Source organism: Rhodococcus sp. WB1 (genome assembly GCF_001700945.1).
GTDB classification, from domain to species: Bacteria; Actinomycetota; Actinomycetes; order Mycobacteriales; family Mycobacteriaceae; genus Rhodococcus; species Rhodococcus aetherivorans.
Genome location: NZ_CP015529.1, coordinates 2,943,296 through 2,960,921 on the forward strand (window position 1 = coordinate 2,943,296; position 17,626 = coordinate 2,960,921).

Below are 17,626 nucleotides of genomic sequence, written 5' to 3' on the forward strand. Positions count from 1 at the left end.
TACCGAAGACCGACACCGTCGGTGCATACGGTTCCGCGGGCGGTGTCGCCGTCCGCGGGTGCCGCTGCCGGTGTCCGGTGGGCACGTCACCCACCTCCGGCCGCGCAGCGGCCAAACACCGATAGCCAACGAGGCTCAGTCTAAGCATTGCCTCGTTGGCTATCGGAAAGATCAGCGAACGCAGATCGCGTCGTCGCTTCGCCGCGCTCCTATCGGCGCAGACCCAGACGCTGGATCAGCGAACGGTAGCGGTTGACGTCGACCTTCTCGACGTACTTGAGCAGCCGGCGACGACGACCGACCAGCAGCAGCAGGCCGCGGCGGGAGTGGTGGTCGTGCTTGTGCTGCTTCAGGTGCTCGGTCAGGTCCTGGATGCGCTTGGTGAGCATCGCGACCTGCGCCTCGGGCGATCCGGTGTCGGTCTCGTGGAGGCCGTACTCGCCGAGGATCTGCTTCTTCTGCTCGGTGGTCAATGCCACTGGGATACTCCTGATCGATGACGTCCGCGCGCTTCGTGGAACGGGCCGATGCCCGTCGGTGCGGCCACCGCGAACCGCAGCACACACCAGCGGATGAGCGTACCAGAGGGGCAGGTGCCGGCCCCGGCCACCCTCAGCCGCGGGATCCGGTGCCGGATCGGCGGCCTCCGGTGGCCTCGATCACCTCGGCGAACGCCTCCTCGAGGAGGGTCGCGTACCGATCGAGATCCGGCATCAGCAGCGGCGAGCTCATGACCGTGACGGCGAACGCTTCGCCGGCCCGGCTGAAGGAGTGCACCAGACCCATCCCCGGGCGGAGGGACTGGATGCCCGCGACGAAACGGAACGTTCCGCCGTGGTAGGTCCAGCCGGTGTCGGCGCCACAGTCGACACTGGTGACCGCGGTCTCGGCGGGTGCCGCGAACCCGCCCGCCGCCGCCGCACGGTCGCGCCGGTCCGCCGCCCGGCGGTACAGCGGATACGGCACCGCGCCCGCACCCGCGAGGCGGTGCAGCACCTCGGGGGACGTCGCGACCCGCCGTTCGCCGGCGAGCGCGTCGGCCACGGCCGCCACCCGGTCGCGGGGATCGGCGACCTCGGTACACAACGGAACGATCGCGGCGGTCAGCCGATTGACGCCCAGCGCGGCACCGGCCGCGCCGACCGCGACCGGAACCGCGACGTGGGCGCCGACGACGGGCCGGCCGCGCTCGCCGAAGTAGCGCTGCATCGCGAGGGACACCGCTGCCAGGCCCATGGCCGTCACGGTGTAGGTCCGGCCGACGAGACTGCCCAGGTCGGGCCGCACGATCCGGATCACCCGGTCGGGGCCGGGCGCCCCGGCGAGCACCGCTGCGGGCCGCGCCGCCGGGGACGGGACCGTCGGGGCGTCCGCGGACCGCGCCGACGCCGCGCGCCGCACCAGGACCGCGCCGAGCGTCAGGTAGCCGAGCCGCAGGTACCAGCGGGCGAAGCGCGCCACACCCGAGACCGCCGCGGTGATGTGCTGCGGTCGCGCCGCGGCCGGCGGCAGGCCGGGAACGCGCAGCGGTTGCCCGTCCGCGCCGAACAGCGCGCCGAGGAAGGCGGGCAGCGCCGAGCCTGCCATCACGGCGTGACTGACCTGCAGCACGACGACCGTCACGGTCGCGCCCGGATCGTCCGGGTCGGCCACCGCGACGAAGACGTGCAGGCACCACGCGCGCCGCCGGACGTCCAGCGGGTCCGCGCACAGGTCCGCGATGGCGTCGATGCACGCGGTGAACGAGCCGCCGGCCCACTCGTGGTACTCGATGCGCTCCTCGGGCGGCAGCTGCGCCCGCACCCAGTACGGATAGTCCAGCCGGCCGGGCGCCTCGACGATCCGCCGGTCCAGCACGGTCAGCAGATGCGCCCGGGAGCGCAGGTGAGCGGACGCGTCCCCGGGGCCGCGGATCGCACCGTCCCGCTCGTCGAACACGACGAAGGCGGACCAGTCGGTCGGCCGGTCCGATTTCGACTCGTGATAGTTCGCGGCGTCCGCCCAGGTCAGGCGCGCGTGTCGCCACTGACGTATCGACACACCGGGAATTGTCCCCGATCCGGGCGGGGCCCGGACCGGAACGGCCCTAGCCGCGAGTGCGCTCGAGCACCTCGCGGGCCCGCTCGGCGTCGCGGTGCATCGCCGAGATGAGGGCCTCCACCGATTCGAACCGCTCCATGCCGCGCAGCCGCTCGACGAAGTCGACCGCGACGTGCTGGCCGTACAGGTCGGCCTCCTCGTCGAGGACGAACGCCTCCACGGTGCGGGTGCGCCCGGAGAAGGTCGGATTGGTGCCCACCGACACCGCCGCGAGGTACCGCTCCCCCGGCGTGACGGTGCCGAGCCCCCCGGTGCCCGGGCCGAGGACGGTGAACCAGCAGGCGTAGACGCCGTCCGCGGGAATGGCCGAGTACATCGGCGGCGCGACGTTCGCGGTGGGGAAGCCGAGATCGCGGCCGCGGCCGTCCCCGTGCACCACGACGCCCTCGACGCGGTGCGGGCGGCCCAGCGCGTCGGCCGCGGCGGCGACGTCGCCGGCGTCGACGCACGAGCGGATGTAGGTGGAGGAGAACGTCACCGCATGTTCGCTGAGCAAGGTCAGGCCCTGAACGGCGAAGCCGAAGCGCTCGCCGATGGTACGCAGCAGGTCGACGTTGCCGGCGGCCTTCTTGCCGAAGGTGAAGTTCTCGCCCACGACGACCTCGGCGACGTGGAGCCGCTCGACGAGGATCTCGTGGGCGTACCGCTCCGGGGACAGCTTCATGAACTCGGGGGTGAACGGCATGACGCAGAAGACGTCGATGCCGAGCTCCTCGGCCAGTTCTGCCCGCCGCGCGAGGGTCGTGAGCTGCGCCGGGTGACTGCCCGGCCGCACGACCTCCATCGGGTGCGGGTCGAACGTCATCAGGACGCTGGCTGTGCCGCGCTCCTTCGCCGACTTCACCGCCCGCGCGATCAGCTGCTGGTGCCCGCGGTGCACACCGTCGAACACCCCGATCGTCAGGACACAACGACCCCAATCCGCGGGAATTTCGTCGAGACCTCGCCATCTCTGCACAAGCGCAGCCTACGACCCGGCGGCCGGACGGTCATCTCCGGCTCGCCCGGGGCGTCGCATGGACAACGCCGACGGCACACCGCCATAATTTCGGTATGCCGAACATTTTCGTTGGACTCCGCAAAATCGCCGTGGCGTTCGCGGCCACGGCGATCCTGGCGGGCTGCAGCTCGGCGCAGAGTTCCGACGACGACCGCCCCCTGGTGCTGACCACCTTCACGGTGCTCGCGGACATGGCCCGCAACGTCGCCGGGGAACACCTGCGGGTCGAGTCGATCACCAAGGTCGGTGCCGAGGTCCACGGCTACGAGCCCACCCCGGGCGACCTCCGCTACGCCACCCGGGCCGACCTCGTCCTCGACAACGGCCTGGGCCTCGAGCGCTGGTTCGAACAGTTCCTCGCCGACACCGACGCCGCCCACGCCGTCCTCAGCGAGGGCGTGCCGCCGCTGCCGATCGGCGAGGACGCCTACGCGGGGCGGCACAACCCGCACGCGTGGATGTCCCCGTTGGCGGCCCAGACGTACGTCGACAACATCGCCGCCGCGTTCGCCGAGCTCGACCCCGAGCACGCCTCCGACTACGCCGCCAACGCCGCGGCGTACCGCGCCGAACTGCAGGCGGTGCACGAACAGCTCGTCGCCGACCTGGCCGTGCTGCCGCCGAATCACCGAGCGCTGGTCACCTGCGAGGGCGCCTTCAGCTACCTGGCCCGCGACGCCGGCCTGAGCGAGGCGTACCTGTGGGCGGTCAACGCCGACCAGCAGGGCACCCCCCAGCAGATCGCCCGTACGGTCGACTTCGTCCGGGCCAACGCCGTGCCCGCCGTGTTCTGTGAGTCCACCGTCTCGGACAAGGCCCAGCGGCAGGTCGCCGAGGACACCGGTGCCCGGTTCGGCGGAACCCTGTACGTCGACTCGCTCTCCGAGCCGGACGGCCCCGTGCCGACCTACCTCGAGCTGCTCCGGCACGACGTCCGCACCATCACCGAAGGGCTGCGCCCATGACCGCGACACCCGCCCCCGCACTGGCCGTCTCCCGCCTGAGCGTGCACTACCGCACCGTCACCGCGCTCGACGGCGTCGACCTGACCCTCGCCACCGGCCGGGTGTGCGGGCTCGTCGGCACCAACGGCTCGGGCAAGTCGACCCTCTTCAAGGCGATCATGGGCATCGTGCGGCCGAGCGCCGGCACCGTGTCCATCGGCGGCGCCGACACCGTCACCGCCCGCAAGGCCGGAGCCGTCGCGTACGTGCCGCAGAGCGAGGCCGTCGACTGGGACTTCCCCATCAGCGTGGGCGAAGTCGTGATGACGGGCCGCTACGGCCACCAGAACTGGCTGCGCCGGCCGCGGCCTGCCGACCACGCCGCGGTCCGGGCCGCGCTCGAACGCGTCGACATGGCCGGCTACGAGCAGCGGCAGATCGGGCAGCTCTCGGGCGGTCAGCGCAAGCGGGTCTTCGTCGCCCGCGCCATCGCCCAGGGCGCTCCCCTGTTGCTGCTCGACGAGCCGTTCGCCGGGGTGGACAAGCGCACCGAGGCGGCGCTGACCGGCGTGATCCGGGACCTCGCCGGCTCCGGGCACACGGTCCTCGTCGCCACCCACGACCTCGCCGGGCTGTCGACGCTGTGCGACGAGGCCGCGCTGCTGCAGCGTCGCATCCTCGTGCACGGCGCCCCGGAGGAGGTGCTCCGGCCGGAGAACCTCGCCCGCGCCTTCGGCGTCGACCCGCTGGTGCCGACCCCTTACGTTCCCCAGGAGGCGCGGTGAACCTCGTCGAACTGATCGTCGAACCGCTGCAGTACGGCTTCATGCAGCGTGCGCTCGTCGTCGCGGTGGCCGCCACGGTCGTGTGTGCCCTGCTCAGCTGCTGGCTCGTCCTCATCGGCTGGTCGCTGATGGGCGACGCCGTCTCCCACGCCGTGCTGCCGGGGGTGGTGCTGGCCTACCTGGTGGGGGCACCGTTCGCCCTGGGCGCGTTGCTGTTCGCCGGGGCCGCCGTCGCCCTGATCGGGCTCGTGCGCAGCACCACCAAGGTCAAGGAGGACGCCGCGATCGGCGTGGTGTTCACGACGCTGTTCGCCCTCGGCGTCGTCCTGATCTCCAAGAACCCGAGCCAGGTGGACCTGCACCACGTGCTCTTCGGCAACCTGCTGGGCCTGGCCACCGAGGACATGTGGCAGGTCACCGCCCTCGCGGTGGTGGTGCTCGTCGTGCTGATCGCCAAGCGCCGCGACCTGACCCTGTTCGCGTTCGACCGGGGGCAGGCCCACGCCCTCGGGATCTCCCCGGCCCGGCTGTCCGCCCTGTTGCTCGCTCTCCTCGCGGTCACCATCGTCGCCGCCATCCAGGCCGTCGGGGTGATCCTCGTCGTGGCGATGCTGATCATCCCCGGTGCGACGGCGTACCTGCTCACCGAACGGCTGTCGCGGATGCTGGTGCTCGCCCCCACCCTGGCCGCGCTGACATCGGCGGCCGGGGTGTACGTCAGCTACTACACCGACGCCTCCACCGGCGGTGTCGTCGTCCTGGCGCAGGCCGTCGTGTTCACGGTGGCCTACCTCTTCTCGCCGCACCAGGGACTGATCACCGGGGCGCTGCGGCGGCGGGCACGGCTGCGCGACGCGGATGAATCCGCGGTGAGACTTGCCTAAGCTGTCCCCGTGGGCGAGAGAAGCGGGACGACCGAGGTGGCGACGGCGGACACGCTGACGCCGGTCGCGCAGGACTACCTCAAGATCATCTGGACCGTGCGGGAATGGTCGGGAGAGAAGGTCTCGACGAAGCTGCTCGCGGAGAAGCTCGGAGTGTCGGCGTCGACCGTCTCCGAGGCCGTCCGCAAGCTCGCCGATCAGGGCCTCGTCGACCACGCCCGCTACGGCGCGATCTCCCTCACGGACTCCGGGCGCGCCGCCGCCGTGGCCATGGTCCGCAAGCACCGTCTGCTCGAGACGTATCTGGTCCAGGAACTCGGCTACGGCTGGGACGAGGTGCACGACGAGGCCGAGGTCCTCGAGCACGCCGTCTCCGACCGGCTCGTCGCCGCCATCGACGCCAAGCTCGGCCATCCCGAGCGGGACCCGCACGGCGACCCGATTCCGGCGGACGACGGCACGATCCCCACTCCCCCGGCCCGGCAGCTCAGCGCGTTCGTCGACGGCGAGCACGGCCGCGTCGCCCGCATCTCGGACGCGGACCCGGCGATGCTGCGCTACTTCGACGACGTGGGCATAGCCCTCGACACCGACATCCGGGTCGTCGAACGCCGCGACTTCGCGGGCACCGTCTCGGTCCGTATCGGCGGCGACGGCGGCACCACGGTCGACCTCGGGCATCCCGCGGCCGACGCGATCTGGCTGGTGTAGGCGGCCGCGGCGCCGGTGTGTCCTTCGGGCGGCGGGAGCAGCCCGAAGGACACACCGCTACATGGTGGCCGGGCGCACGACGAACACTGCCGAGGCCCGCTTGCCCTTCTCCTGCAGCAGCGCCGCGGCCCGGCCGGACGGGTCGATCGCCGCGTACACGCCGGGAATCCCCACCGGATCCAGCCACCGGCCGTTCGCCAGCAGTTCCGCCTCCGCCGCGGTGACGTCGCGGCACGGGAACGCGGTGCGGACGGCTGCGTCGATGTCCAGGCTCACGGTCGGGCTCTCCTCGAGCTGGGCGAGCGTGCGGGCGTGCTCGAGCCCGAACGGGCCGACCCGGGTGCGCCGCAGCGCCGTCAGGTGCGCGCCGACGCCCAGGGCGGCCCCCAGATCCCGGGCCAGCGCCCGGATGTAGGTGCCGGACGAGCACTCCACCTCGACGTCGAGATCGACGAACCCGTCCGAGGTGGTCCGCCGGGACAGCACCTCGAACCGCGAGACCGTGACCGGCCGGGCCGCGAGCTCGACGGTCTCCCCCTCGCGCATCCGGGCGTAGGCGCGCTTGCCGTCGATCTTGATCGCGCTGACGCTGGCGGGCACCTGGGAGATCTCCCCCGTGAGCGCGGCGACGGCCGCCGCGATCGCCTCGTCCGCGACGGCGGAGGCGTCGGTGGTCGCGAGCACCTCACCCTCGGCGTCGTCGGTGACGGTGCTCTGCCCGAGCCGGATCGTCGCCGAATACGCCTTGGTGGTGAGGGCGAGCAGGCCCAGCATCTTCGTCGCGCGCTCCACCCCGAGCACGAGGACGCCCGTCGCCATCGGGTCGAGGGTGCCGGCATGACCGACCTTGCGGGTGCCGAGCAGCCGCCGGCAGCGGGCCACCACGTCGTGGCTGGTCATACCCGGGTCCTTGTCGACGACGAGCAGGCCGGCACGGGCAAGGGCGGGGTTCTCGGAGGCAGACACGGGGCCCGATTCTGCCACCTGCCGCGGCGGCCCCGGTGTCAGTGCACGACGATCGCGGTGAGCACCAGCCCGTCGGCGATCAACCACCGCCCGTCGAACGCCGACAGCGGCGCACCGTCGCGGGTGTCGCCGGGTACGAGCAGGTCGGAACGGAACGTGCCCGACGCGGCCGCGCCCGGTACGGCGGCCGCGCCGTCGCGCTCGAACGTGATGTGGGCGTCCTCGAAGCCCAGCCAGCGCCCGGTGAGCGGGAACCACGCCTTGTAGGTGGCCTCCTTGGCACAGAAGAGCAGGCGGTCCCAGTGCAGGCTCGGCTCGGTGCCGGCGAGCCAGGTGCGCTCCTGCGGCAGGGACACCGCCTCGAGCACCCCGTCGGGCAGGGGACCGTGCGGCTCCGCGTCGATCCCCAGCGACCGCACCTGCAGCGCGTAGGCCAGGACGGCGCCGCGGTAACCGTCGCAGTGGGTGAGGCTGCCGACGACTCCCCGCGGCCATACGGGCGCCCCCTTGTCGCCCTTGAGCACCGGCCCGGGCTCCATCCCGAGCTGCCGCATGGCGAGCCGCGCGCAGTGCCGCGCCCCCGCGAACTCCCGTCGCCGCTTGTCCACCGCACGGGCGACGAGCGCCTCCTCCTGCGGGTGCGGCCGCAGGCCGGGCGGGTCCTCGAACAACTCCGCGGCGGCGATGCCGTCGGGCAGGATCCGGGTGATCAGCCCGGTGCGGGTCGAGGTCGTCGGGTCGGTCATCGCAGCTCCCCAGTGCGCGTGTTCTGTGCAGCGCGCTCAGCGCGCATCTTCTCGACTTCGGCTTCCATCTCGGGGGTCACCCGGAAGTGCCCGCCCCACTTGTTCAGCGATCCCGGCGGATACTCCGGCACCGGCAGGATCTGGCGCAGCAGCGGCTCGGGCAGACCCCGGCGCTGCCATTCCCGTGGGTAGCCGAGGGAGACCTCCTCGAAGCGGACGCCGTCGTAGTACGTGGTGCGCGGGATGTGCAGGTGTCCGTACACGGCGCACAACGCGCGGTAGCGCAGGTGCCAATCGGCGGTCTCGGTGGTGCCACACCAGAGGGAGAACTCCGGGTAGAACAGCATCCGGGTGGGTTCGCGGACCAGTGGGAAGTGGTTGATCAGCACCGTCGGCAGCGCCGGGTCGAGGGCGTCGAGGCGCTTGCGGGTGTCGTCGAGCCGCACGCGGCACCACACGTCGCGGGTGACGTACGGGTCGGGTGAGAGGAGGAACTCGTCGGTGGCGACGACGTTGCGTTCGCGGGCGAGCGCCAGGCCCTCGGCCTTCGTCGTGGTGCCCTCGGGCAGGAACGAGTAGTCGTAGAGCAGGAACATCGGCACGAGCGTCACCGGCCCACCCTCCCCGTGCCACACGGGATACGGGTCCTCCGGGGTGAGCACGTCGAGTTCGCGGCACATCGTCACGAGGTAGTCGTACCGGGCGGCGCCGTGCATCTGCACCGGGTCCTTGGCGGTGGTCCACAGCTCGTGGTTGCCGGGAACCCAGATCACCTTGGCGAAACGGCTGCGCAGCAGCGACAGCGCCCAGCGGATGTCGTCGGACTTCTCGGCGACGTCGCCGGCGACGATCAACCAGTCGTCCGGGGATTCGGGGTGCAGATCCTCGGTGACGGGGCGATTGCCTCGATGCCCGACGTGGATGTCGCTGACCGCCCAGAGTTTCCCCGTCACCGGTCCTGCCCTTCTGTCTCGTCCCGTACCGTCTCGCGCCGGATCTGCCGGTCCGCACCGGCGACGGCCCACCGCCCCGACCGGGTCCGCCAGACCACGGCCGCCATGCGGAACACGATGAACACCGTAAGCCCCGTCCAGATACCCGCGAGCCCCCAGCCCCACACCAGCGAGCACCAGACGACGGGCAGGAAGCCGAACAGCGCGGACGCGAGCGTGGCGGTGCGCAGGAAGGCGGCGTCACCGGCGCCGAGCAGCACCCCGTCGAGCGCGAACACCACTCCGGCGGCGGGCATGAGCGCGACGAAGAACCACCAGGCGACGTCGATCTGCTCGAGGACCGCCGGGTCGTCGGTGAACAGCGCCGGGATCACGTCGCCGCCGAGCAGGAACGCCAGGGCCAGGCCGGTGGCGAACACCGTGGACCAGGCGGTGATCCGCCAGGCCAGGCGCTTCGCGCCGGACCGGGCCCCCGCCCCGAGCGCCGCACCCACCAGGGCCTGCGCGGCGACGGCGAGCGAGTCGAGGGTGAGCGCGACGAAGTTCCACAGCTGCAGCACCACCTGGTGCGCCGCGACGGCCGCGGCACCGAAGCGGGCCGCCACCGCGGCCGCGGACAGGAAGCACGCCTGGAAGGCGAGGCTGCGGGCGATCAGATCGCGGCCGAGGCGCAACTGCGCCACGATCACCGCGCGACGAGGCCGCAGCGGCACACCGGCCCGGAGCAGTGCCCCGACGAACAGGGCCGCGCAGACACCCTGTCCGGCGACGTTGGCGACGGCGGAACCGGCGAGTTCCCAGCGGGGGGCGCCGAGCAGGCCGTGCACGAGCACCGGGCACAGCACCGCCGAGAGCGCGAGCCCGGCGAGCACGTACCGCAGCGGGCGGGCGGTGTCCTGCACGCCTCGCATCCAGCCGTTGCCGGCGAGCCCGACGAGGATCAGCGGTGCGCCGAACAGGGCGACCCGCAGCCACGACACCGCGGCGTCGGCGATCTCCGGGTCCCCGGCGATCAGCGCGGCCACCGGTTCCGCCAGTACCTGCCCGACGAGCAGGATCGCGGTGCCGACACCGAGCGCGAGCCAGGTGGCCTGCACACCCTCGGCGACGGCGGCGTCACGCCGGCCGGCGCCGTGGAGGCGGGCGGCGCGGGCCGTGGTCCCGTAGGACAGGAAGGTCAGCTGGGTGCTGACCTGGGCGAGGACGAGGCCGCCGATGGCGAGGCCCGCGAGCGCGAGCGCGCCGAGCCGGCCGACGACGGCGATGTCGAACAGGAGGTACAGCGGCTCGGCGGCGAGCACCCCGAGGGCCGGCACCGCGAGCCCGAGGATGCGCCGGGCGGTGGCCTCGGGGACGACGTGCGGGGGCGCGTCCGGTTCCGGGCCGGCGGTGTCCCGCGGTTGCGGCGCCGGCACCGTCAGTCCAGGGCCGCGCGCAGCGCCGTGACGACCCGGTCGCGGTCGCCGTACGCGGTGTATCCGGATGCGAACCGATGCCCACCTCCGCCGAGGGCGGTGGCGGCGACGGAGACGTCGACGGCGTTCTTCGAGCGCAGCGATACCGTCCACACGTCCGGGCCGCACTCCTTGAACACGGCGGCGACCTCCGCTTCGGCGGTGGTCCGGACGATGTCGATGACGCTTTCGACCTCCTCGGCGCCGAGGTGCGCCGAATCGGCGCGCAGCACCGTCGCGTGGACGAGTCCGCGTCCGCCGGCGGCGTCGGGAACGAGCGTCGCCGACGCGAGCACCCGCGACAGCATCGGCAGCCACCCGAAGGGGTGCGTGTCGAGGAGCCGTCGCGTGATGGCGGCCCCGTCGATGCCGGTGGCCAGCAGGCGCTCGGCCAGACGGTGTCCCCCGGCGCGTCCCCACCGGAACGAGCCGGTGTCGGTGACCAGCCCCGCGTACAGGCAGTGGGCGAGGTCCGCGTCGATCTCCACGCCCCACTCGTCGAACAGCTCGGCGAGCACGGCGGTGGTGGATTCGGCGGCCTCGTCGATCAGATTGTGGGTGCCGAACCGGGTGTTGGAGCGGTGGTGGTCGATCACCAGGGTGTGCTTCGCGCCTGCCAGCCGGTCCGCGAGATGCCCGAGCCGGCCGGCCGTGCCGCAGTCCACGGTGACGAGCAGGTCGACCTCGCGGCGCACCTGCCCGGCGGGCACCCGCAGGTGCCCGCCGGGCAGGTCGCGCATCGACGCCGGGACGGCGGTCGGCGACGCGAACGCCACCTGCACCGGAATGCCGCGCCGCTCGAGCACCGTGCCGAGTGCCAGGCCGCTGGCGAAGGTGTCGGCGTCGGGCTGGACGTGGCAGAGGATCGTCACCGAGGTGGCGTCCCCGAGGAGCGCGACGGCGTCGCGCAGATCGACCGCCGTGGCGGCCTGGATCGACTCGGCCATCGGTGCGCTACAGGTCGTCACCGTCGTCGGGACGCACCCGTGGTTCCTTGTAGGGATCCGGCTCGCCGGCGGGAGCGGCGCCCTCGCGGGCCTTGGCGAGTTCCTCGTCGGCGGCCCGTGCCCGTTCGAGGAGTTCCTCCATGTGCCGGGCGGTGTCCGGCACGGTGTCGGTGACGAAGGTCAGGGTGGGGGTGAACCGCACCCCGGTGCCCGCCCCGACCTTCGAGCGCAGCACGCCCTTGGCCTTCTCCAGGCCTGCGGCGGCCGCGGCCAGGTCGGGTTCGGTGTCCAGGTCCTCGCCGCGGACCGTGTAGTAGACGGTGGCGTCGTGCAGATCTGCGGTGACCTTCGCATCGGTCACGGTGACGAACGCCAGCCGCGGATCCTTGATCTCGTGATCGATGGCCGTGGCGACGATCGTGGCGATGCGCTTGGCCAGTCGACGTGCCCGTGCTGGATCGGCCATGTCAGTCGGTTCCTCTCCCCGGCCGCCGGCGGCGACCACATGTTTGTTCCACCGGTCCGGTCAGTCCTCCGGACCGAAAATTCTTCGCCGCACGGAGAGCAGCTGCAACTCCGGGCGGCCGGCGACGAGCCGCTCGCACGTGTCGAGCACCTCGTTGAGATAGGGCACCGCCGATGCGGCCACCGCCACGCCGATCTCGGCGCGACGGTAGAGGTCCTGGTCGCCGGTCTCGGCGGCGCTGACCGCCATCCGCCGCAGCTCGGCGAGGACGGGCCGGATCACGGACCGCTTCTGCTTGAGCGAGCGCACGTCACCGAGCAGGACGTCCAGTTCCAGTGCCCCGAGATACATCCACCCTCCGGTGTCGTCCGGTGCCGGTCCTCCGGCACGCCGACGGCGGCGGGCGATCATCTCGCCCACCGCCGCCGACGAGGCCGTCGGTTGTGTCCGGCTGCGTCAGTCGCGCGGCTTCTCGCGCAGCTCGTACGCCTCGATCACGTCACCGATCTTGATGTCGGAGTAGGTGACCGTCAGACCGCACTCGAAGCCTTCCCGCACCTCGGTCACATCGTCCTTCTCGCGCCGCAGCGACGAGATGGTGACCGTCTCGGCGACCACGTTGTTGTCGCGGAGCAGACGGGCCTTCGCGTTGCGCTTGACGACACCCGACTGGACCATGCAGCCCGCGATGTTGCCGACCTTGGACGACTTGAAGATCGCCCGGATCTCGGCGCGGCCGAGCTCGACCTCCTCGTAGATCGGCTTGAGCATGCCCTTGAGGGCCTTCTCCACCTCGTCGATCGCCTGGTAGATGATCGAGTAGTAGCGGATGTCGACGCCCTCGCGGTTGGCGAGCTCGGTGGCCTTGCCCTCGGCGCGGACGTTGAAGCCGATGATCACGGCGTTCGACGCGGCGGCCAGGTTGACGTTGGTCTCGGTGACACCACCGACACCGCGGTCGATGACCCGCAGGCGCACCTCGTCGCCGACCTCGATGCCCATGAGGGCCTCCTCGAGGGCTTCGACCGTACCGGCGTTGTCGCCCTTGAGGATGAGGTTGAGCTCGTTGTGCTCCTTGAGCGCGGCATCGAGGTCCTCGAGGCTGATCCGCTTGCGGCTCTTGGCGGCCAGCGCGTTGCGCTTGCGCGCATTGCGGCGGTCCGCGATCTGCCGTGCGATGCGGTCCTCCTCGACGACGACGAGGTTGTCACCGGCGCCGGGCACCGACGTGAAGCCGATGACCTGGACCGGACGCGAGGGGAACGCCTCGAGGACGTCGTCGCCGTGCTCGTCCACCATTCGGCGGACACGGCCGTACGCGTCGCCCGCGACGATCGAGTCGCCCACGCGCAGCGTGCCGCGCTGGACCAGGACGGTGGCCACGGGGCCGCGGCCGCGGTCGAGGTGCGCCTCGATCGCGACGCCCTGCGCCTCCATGTCCGGGTTGGCCCGCAGGTCGAGGGACGCGTCCGCGGTGAGCAGCACGGCCTCGAGCAGCTGGTCGATGTTCAGGCCCTGCTTCGCCGAGATGTCGACGAACATGGTGTCGCCGCCGTACTCCTCGGTGACCAGTCCGTACTCGGTGAGCTGCTGGCGGATCTTCTGGGGGTTCGCACCCTCCTTGTCGATCTTGTTCACCGCGACCACGATCGGCACGTCCGCAGCCTGCGCGTGGTTGATCGCCTCCACCGTCTGCGGCATGACGCCGTCGTCGGCCGCGACCACGAGGATCGCGATGTCGGTCGACTTCGCGCCGCGGGCACGCATGGCGGTGAACGCCTCGTGACCCGGGGTGTCGATGAAGGTGATCAGCCGGTCTTCGCCGTTGAGGTGGGTCATCACCTGGTAGGCGCCGATGTGCTGGGTGATGCCGCCGGCCTCGCCCTCGCGGACGTTGGCCTTGCGGATCGTGTCGAGCAGGCGGGTCTTGCCGTGGTCGACGTGACCCATGACGGTCACCACCGGCGGACGCTGCACGAGGTCTTCCTCGGTGCCCTCGTCCTCGCCGTAGGTGATGTCGAACGACTCGAGCAGCTCGCGGTCCTCGTCCTCGGGGCTGACGACCTGAACGTTGTAGTTCATCTCCGAGCCGAGCAGCTCGAGGGTCTCGTCGTTCACCGACTGAGTGGCCGTGACCATCTCACCGAGGTTGAACAGCGCCTGGACCAGGGCCGACGGGTTCGCGTCGATCTTCTCCGCGAAGTCGGACAGCGACGCGCCACGGGCGAGACGGATGGTCTCGCCGTTGCCGCGCGGCAGCCGCACACCACCGACCGACGGTGCCTGCATCGAATCGTATTCCTGCCGCTTCTGCCGCTTCGACTTGCGGCCACGGCGCGGAGCGCCACCGGGACGACCGAAGGCACCCGCGGTTCCGCCGCGGCCACCACGGCCGGCGCCACCGCCACCGCCACCGGGACGACCGCGGAAACCACCGGCGGCACCGGCACCGGCACCGGCGCCGGGAGCACCGCCACCGCCACCGCGGTAACCGCCGCCGCCACCAGCGCCGGCCGGACGTCCGCCGGGCGCGCCGGGACGGCCGGGACGACCGGTCGGGCCGGGACGCGCAGCACGCTGCGGCATCGCGGCCGGGTTCGGACGCGGGGGCATCGAGCCGGGGGACGGCCGGGGACCGCCCTGGCCGGGAGCCGGACGGGGACCGCCGGGACCGGCCGCGGGGCGACCCTGACCGGGAGCCGGACGGGCACCGCCGGGACCGGCTGCGGGGCGACCCTGACCGGGAGCCGGACGGGCACCGCCGGGACCGGCCGCGGGGCGACCCTGACCGGGAACCGGACGCGGCGCGCCCGGACGCGGCGCGGGCCGCTCCGCGGGTGCGGACGAGTACGGATTGTTGCCGACGCGCGCGGCTTCGGGCCGGGACGGGGACCGCCCGGCTTGGGGCCGGCGCTCGGAGCCTGCGGAGCCGGAGCCTGCGGGGCCGGAGCCTGCGGGCCGGAGCCTGCGGCGCGGCCTGCGCGGCCGGAGCCTGCGGGGTGGCCGGCTTCGGGGCAGCCGGGCGCGGAGCGCCGGGCTTGGGGCCGGGTGCGGCGGGGCGCGAAGCCGGAGCCGGACTCGGCGCGGGGGTTGCGGCCTCGGACTTCGGGGCCGGGGCGGGTGCCGGCGCGGCCTGGGCGGGCGCTGCCGGACGGGGACCGGGGCGCGGCGCCCCGGGCTTGGGGGCTGCCGCCGACGGAGCTGCGCCGTCGCCGTTCGCCTTCGCGAAAGATTCGCGCAGTCGACGCGCGACCGGCGGCTCGACCGTCGAGGACGCCGACTTCACGAATTCGCCCTGTTCCTTCAAACGGGCGAGAAGTTCCTTACTGGTGACACCGAGTTCCTTGGCCAACTCGTGTACACGGGCCTTGCCTGCCACTGCTCTCCTCACTGATGAGGTCGAGCGGCTGGTGCCCGCACGACCTCGGGTTATCTCCGATGGACGTTCATCGCTGGTGCTTCACGGTGTGCTCATGAGTGCTTGTACCTGTTCTTCTCAGAGTTGGTGTCCCCGGTCCGGCGCGTATCGCTACGCCGAGTCCTCCTCGTTCCGGACCCCGACCAGCTGAACAAGCGCAGACGGGTCGATTGTTCCCGACACCCGCAGCGCTCTGCCGAATGCTCGACGCCGTTCCGCCTGACCGAGGCATTCCGGATCGGGGTGCATCCACGCGCCCCGACCGGGCATCCTCCGCCCCGGGTCCGGCACCAGCACGAAGCCTGACGGCTCCGTCGCCCGCGCCACAACCCTCAGCAGATCGGCAGCCAGCACCCGCTGCCGACACCCGACACAGGTGCGCACCGGACCGGTGCGCTCTCGGTCGACCGAGGGCAGCTCATGCTGAGCCATCGACCACTCTACCGCTGATCGGGCCGGAACCGTGCATTCCACGCCTATCTGCCTGTCGCGGGCGATCCCGCCGACGCCGGACCGCCGGCCGCGGCATCGCTGCGGATGTCGATCCGCCACCCGGTCAGCCGCGCGGCCAGCCGGGCATTCTGCCCTTCCTTGCCGATCGCGAGGGACAGCTGGTAGTCGGGAACGACGACCCGCGCGGCGCGCGCGTCGGGGTCGACGACTGTGACGGATACCACCTTCGAGGGGGACAGCGCGTTACCGACGAACTTCGCCGGATCCTCGTCGAAGTCGATGATGTCGATCTTCTCGTCACCGAGTTCGCGCATGACGTTGCGCACCCGCTGCCCCATCGGGCCGATGCACGCGCCCTTGGCGTTCAATCCCGGCACCCGCGAGTGGACGGCGATCTTGGAGCGATGGCCGGCCTCCCGCGCGACGGCGACGATCTCCACCGACCCGTCCGCGATCTCCGGCACCTCGAGGGCGAAGAGCTTGCGCACCAGGTTGGGGTGCGTCCGCGACAGGGTGATCTGCGGGCCGCGCTGCCCCCGCGACACCCCGACGACGTAGCACCGGATCCGGTCGCCGTGCTCGTACGTCTCGCCGGGCACCTGCTCGGCCGGCGGGATCAGCCCTTCGGTGCCGGTGGTCTCGGCGCCGATCTTCACCACGACCATGCCGCGGGCGTTGGCGCGGGTGTCGCGCTGGACCACACCGGCGACGACCTCGCCCTCGTGTGTCGCGAACTCCCCGAACCGCTGCTCGTGCTCGGCATCGCGGATGCGCTGCATGATCACCTGGCGGGCGGTGGTCGCCGCGATGCGACCGAAGCCCTCCGGGGTGTCGTCCCACTCGGAGACGAGGTTGCCGTCCGCGTCGAACTCCTGCGCCATCACCCGCACGGCACCGGTCCGGCGGTCCACGTCGACACTCGCGTGCGGCTGGTGCCCGTCGGTATGCCGGTAGGCCGTGAGCAGGGCCGTCTGGATCGTCTCGATCAGCGCATCGAACGGGATGTTCTTGTCGGCCTCGAGGACCTTCAGGGCTGCGATGTCGATATTCACTTGTCCACCTTCACTTCGTCCGTGCCGTTGTAGTCCGTGCCGCTCTCGTCGTCCGGGTCGTCGCCGTCGCCCTCGGCGATCTCGCCGGCACGCACCCGGCCGTCCGGCAGGCCGCCCGCGAGCTCGAGTTCGCGCGGATTCGGCGCGTTGAACTCCACCTCGACGACGGCGCGGCGCACCTCCGCGAGCGGGATCGCCCGCACCGAGGGCCCGCTGCGGCCGGGAACGACGATCCGGACCTCGTCCCCGACGAGCTCGCCGATGCGGCCGACGATCGTCTCGTCGTCCAGTTCGATCCGGGCCTTGCGGGCCTGGGACCGGCGCCAGTGCCGCTCGCGGGTGAGCGGGCGGCCGATGCCGGGGCTGGTCACCTCGAGCACGTAGGGCGACTCGCCGAAATCGGAGACGGCGTCGAACGCCTCGGAGACCAGGGTGCTCAGGCGGGCGGCCTCGTCGAGGCTCAACCCGGCGTCGCTGTCGACGAACAGCCGCACCGTGCTGTGCTTGCCCGCAGACGTGATCACCACGTCCTCGAGGTCGTATCCCTCGCGCTCGATCGGGCCGGAGACGAGTTCGGCAATTCTCTCCGGGGGCGGCACCGGCATCGCGACAGGCTCCTCGTTCAGTTGTGATCGCAGCGGACGTCATGCCGGCGCACGAGCGGACCGGCAGGTATTCAAGGGTATCGCGCATCCGGCGCTCCCGTGACCAACCCCCCGCGGCCCGACCACCGTCGGATCCGCCCGG

General features: G+C 72.1%; 17 protein-coding genes and 1 pseudogene. 4 read left to right on the forward strand and 14 right to left on the reverse strand.

What is annotated here, in order from left to right:
• Positions 1-209 precede the first annotated feature (209 nt).
• The 3 genes from rpsO to A4U64_RS13005 all read right to left on the reverse strand — a co-directional run bounded on the left by rpsO (position 210) and on the right by A4U64_RS13005 (position 3,058).
• Complete coding sequence (rpsO, locus tag A4U64_RS12995) at positions 210-479, reverse strand: 30S ribosomal protein S15 (RefSeq protein ID WP_003935677.1); 270 nt, start codon at positions 477-479, stop codon at positions 210-212.
• Between the two features lie 133 nt (positions 480-612).
• Positions 613-2,040 carry a wax ester/triacylglycerol synthase domain-containing protein gene (locus A4U64_RS13000; protein WP_029543301.1) on the reverse strand — a complete coding sequence of 476 codons (1,428 nt, stop codon included), beginning with the start codon at positions 2,038-2,040 and terminating at the stop codon, positions 613-615.
• A 46-nt stretch (positions 2,041-2,086) separates the two neighbouring features.
• The gene (locus A4U64_RS13005) at positions 2,087-3,058 is read right to left on the reverse strand and encodes a bifunctional riboflavin kinase/FAD synthetase (protein WP_006948316.1); all 972 of its coding nucleotides are present in this window, start codon (positions 3,056-3,058) and stop codon (positions 2,087-2,089) included.
• A 95-nt stretch (positions 3,059-3,153) separates the two neighbouring features.
• Between A4U64_RS13005 and A4U64_RS13010 the strand changes: the two genes are divergently transcribed.
• The 4 genes from A4U64_RS13010 to A4U64_RS13025 are packed head-to-tail and all read left to right on the forward strand — an operon-like array spanning position 3,154 to position 6,424.
• Positions 3,154-4,065, forward strand: a complete 912-nt coding sequence (locus tag A4U64_RS13010) for a metal ABC transporter substrate-binding protein (protein WP_006948318.1) — start codon at positions 3,154-3,156, stop codon at positions 4,063-4,065.
• Positions 4,062-4,829, forward strand: coding sequence for a metal ABC transporter ATP-binding protein (locus A4U64_RS13015; RefSeq protein WP_006948323.1), 768 nt, complete (start codon positions 4,062-4,064; stop codon positions 4,827-4,829). Before A4U64_RS13010 ends, A4U64_RS13015 begins: the two co-directional genes overlap by 4 nt.
• Positions 4,826-5,713 (forward strand): metal ABC transporter permease, encoded by an 888-nt coding sequence (locus A4U64_RS13020; protein WP_006948325.1) that lies wholly within the window; start codon positions 4,826-4,828, stop codon positions 5,711-5,713. The genes A4U64_RS13015 and A4U64_RS13020 overlap by 4 nt, the downstream gene beginning before the upstream one ends.
• Positions 5,714-5,749: 36 nt before the next feature.
• Positions 5,750-6,424, forward strand: a complete 675-nt coding sequence (locus tag A4U64_RS13025; RefSeq protein WP_029543295.1) for a metal-dependent transcriptional regulator — start codon at positions 5,750-5,752, stop codon at positions 6,422-6,424.
• A 57-nt stretch (positions 6,425-6,481) separates the two neighbouring features.
• On the opposite strand, the gene truB is transcribed toward A4U64_RS13025, so the two are convergent.
• The 11 genes and pseudogenes from truB to rimP all read right to left on the reverse strand — a co-directional run bounded on the left by truB (position 6,482) and on the right by rimP (position 17,484).
• On the reverse strand, positions 6,482-7,390 hold the full coding sequence (gene truB / locus A4U64_RS13030; RefSeq protein WP_029543293.1) for a tRNA pseudouridine(55) synthase TruB: 909 nt from the start codon (positions 7,388-7,390) through the stop codon (positions 6,482-6,484).
• A gap of 38 nt (positions 7,391-7,428) precedes the next feature.
• Positions 7,429-8,136 carry a 4'-phosphopantetheinyl transferase Npt gene (npt, locus tag A4U64_RS13035; RefSeq protein WP_006948331.1) on the reverse strand — a complete coding sequence of 236 codons (708 nt, stop codon included), beginning with the start codon at positions 8,134-8,136 and terminating at the stop codon, positions 7,429-7,431.
• Positions 8,133-9,089, reverse strand: a complete 957-nt coding sequence (locus A4U64_RS13040) for a metallophosphoesterase family protein (RefSeq protein WP_006948334.1) — start codon at positions 9,087-9,089, stop codon at positions 8,133-8,135. The genes npt and A4U64_RS13040 overlap by 4 nt, the downstream gene beginning before the upstream one ends.
• Positions 9,086-10,504: an MATE family efflux transporter gene (locus tag A4U64_RS13045; RefSeq protein WP_084648638.1), complete on the reverse strand. Its 1,419-nt coding sequence runs from the start codon at positions 10,502-10,504 to the stop codon at positions 9,086-9,088. The genes A4U64_RS13040 and A4U64_RS13045 overlap by 4 nt, the downstream gene beginning before the upstream one ends.
• A 2-nt stretch (positions 10,505-10,506) precedes the next feature.
• Complete coding sequence (locus A4U64_RS13050) at positions 10,507-11,490, reverse strand: DHH family phosphoesterase (RefSeq protein WP_065922637.1); 984 nt, start codon at positions 11,488-11,490, stop codon at positions 10,507-10,509.
• A gap of 7 nt (positions 11,491-11,497) precedes the next feature.
• A complete protein-coding gene (rbfA, locus tag A4U64_RS13055; RefSeq protein ID WP_029543285.1) occupies positions 11,498-11,956 on the reverse strand; it encodes a 30S ribosome-binding factor RbfA in 459 nt (152 codons plus the stop codon).
• Positions 11,957-12,016: 60 nt separating this feature from the next.
• The gene (locus A4U64_RS13060; protein WP_029543284.1) at positions 12,017-12,307 is read right to left on the reverse strand and encodes a DUF503 domain-containing protein; all 291 of its coding nucleotides are present in this window, start codon (positions 12,305-12,307) and stop codon (positions 12,017-12,019) included.
• A 105-nt stretch (positions 12,308-12,412) separates the two neighbouring features.
• A pseudogene (gene infB / locus A4U64_RS29225) lies at positions 12,413-15,335 on the reverse strand (translation initiation factor IF-2).
• A 150-nt stretch (positions 15,336-15,485) separates the two neighbouring features.
• On the reverse strand, positions 15,486-15,806 hold the full coding sequence (locus tag A4U64_RS27735; protein WP_080688557.1) for a YlxR family protein: 321 nt from the start codon (positions 15,804-15,806) through the stop codon (positions 15,486-15,488).
• Positions 15,807-15,850: 44 nt separating this feature from the next.
• Positions 15,851-16,879: a transcription termination factor NusA gene (nusA, locus tag A4U64_RS13070; RefSeq protein ID WP_006937408.1), complete on the reverse strand. Its 1,029-nt coding sequence runs from the start codon at positions 16,877-16,879 to the stop codon at positions 15,851-15,853.
• Positions 16,876-17,484, reverse strand: a complete 609-nt coding sequence (rimP, locus tag A4U64_RS13075; protein ID WP_006937409.1) for a ribosome maturation factor RimP — start codon at positions 17,482-17,484, stop codon at positions 16,876-16,878. The genes nusA and rimP overlap by 4 nt, the downstream gene beginning before the upstream one ends.
• Positions 17,485-17,626: the final 142 nt, after the last annotated feature.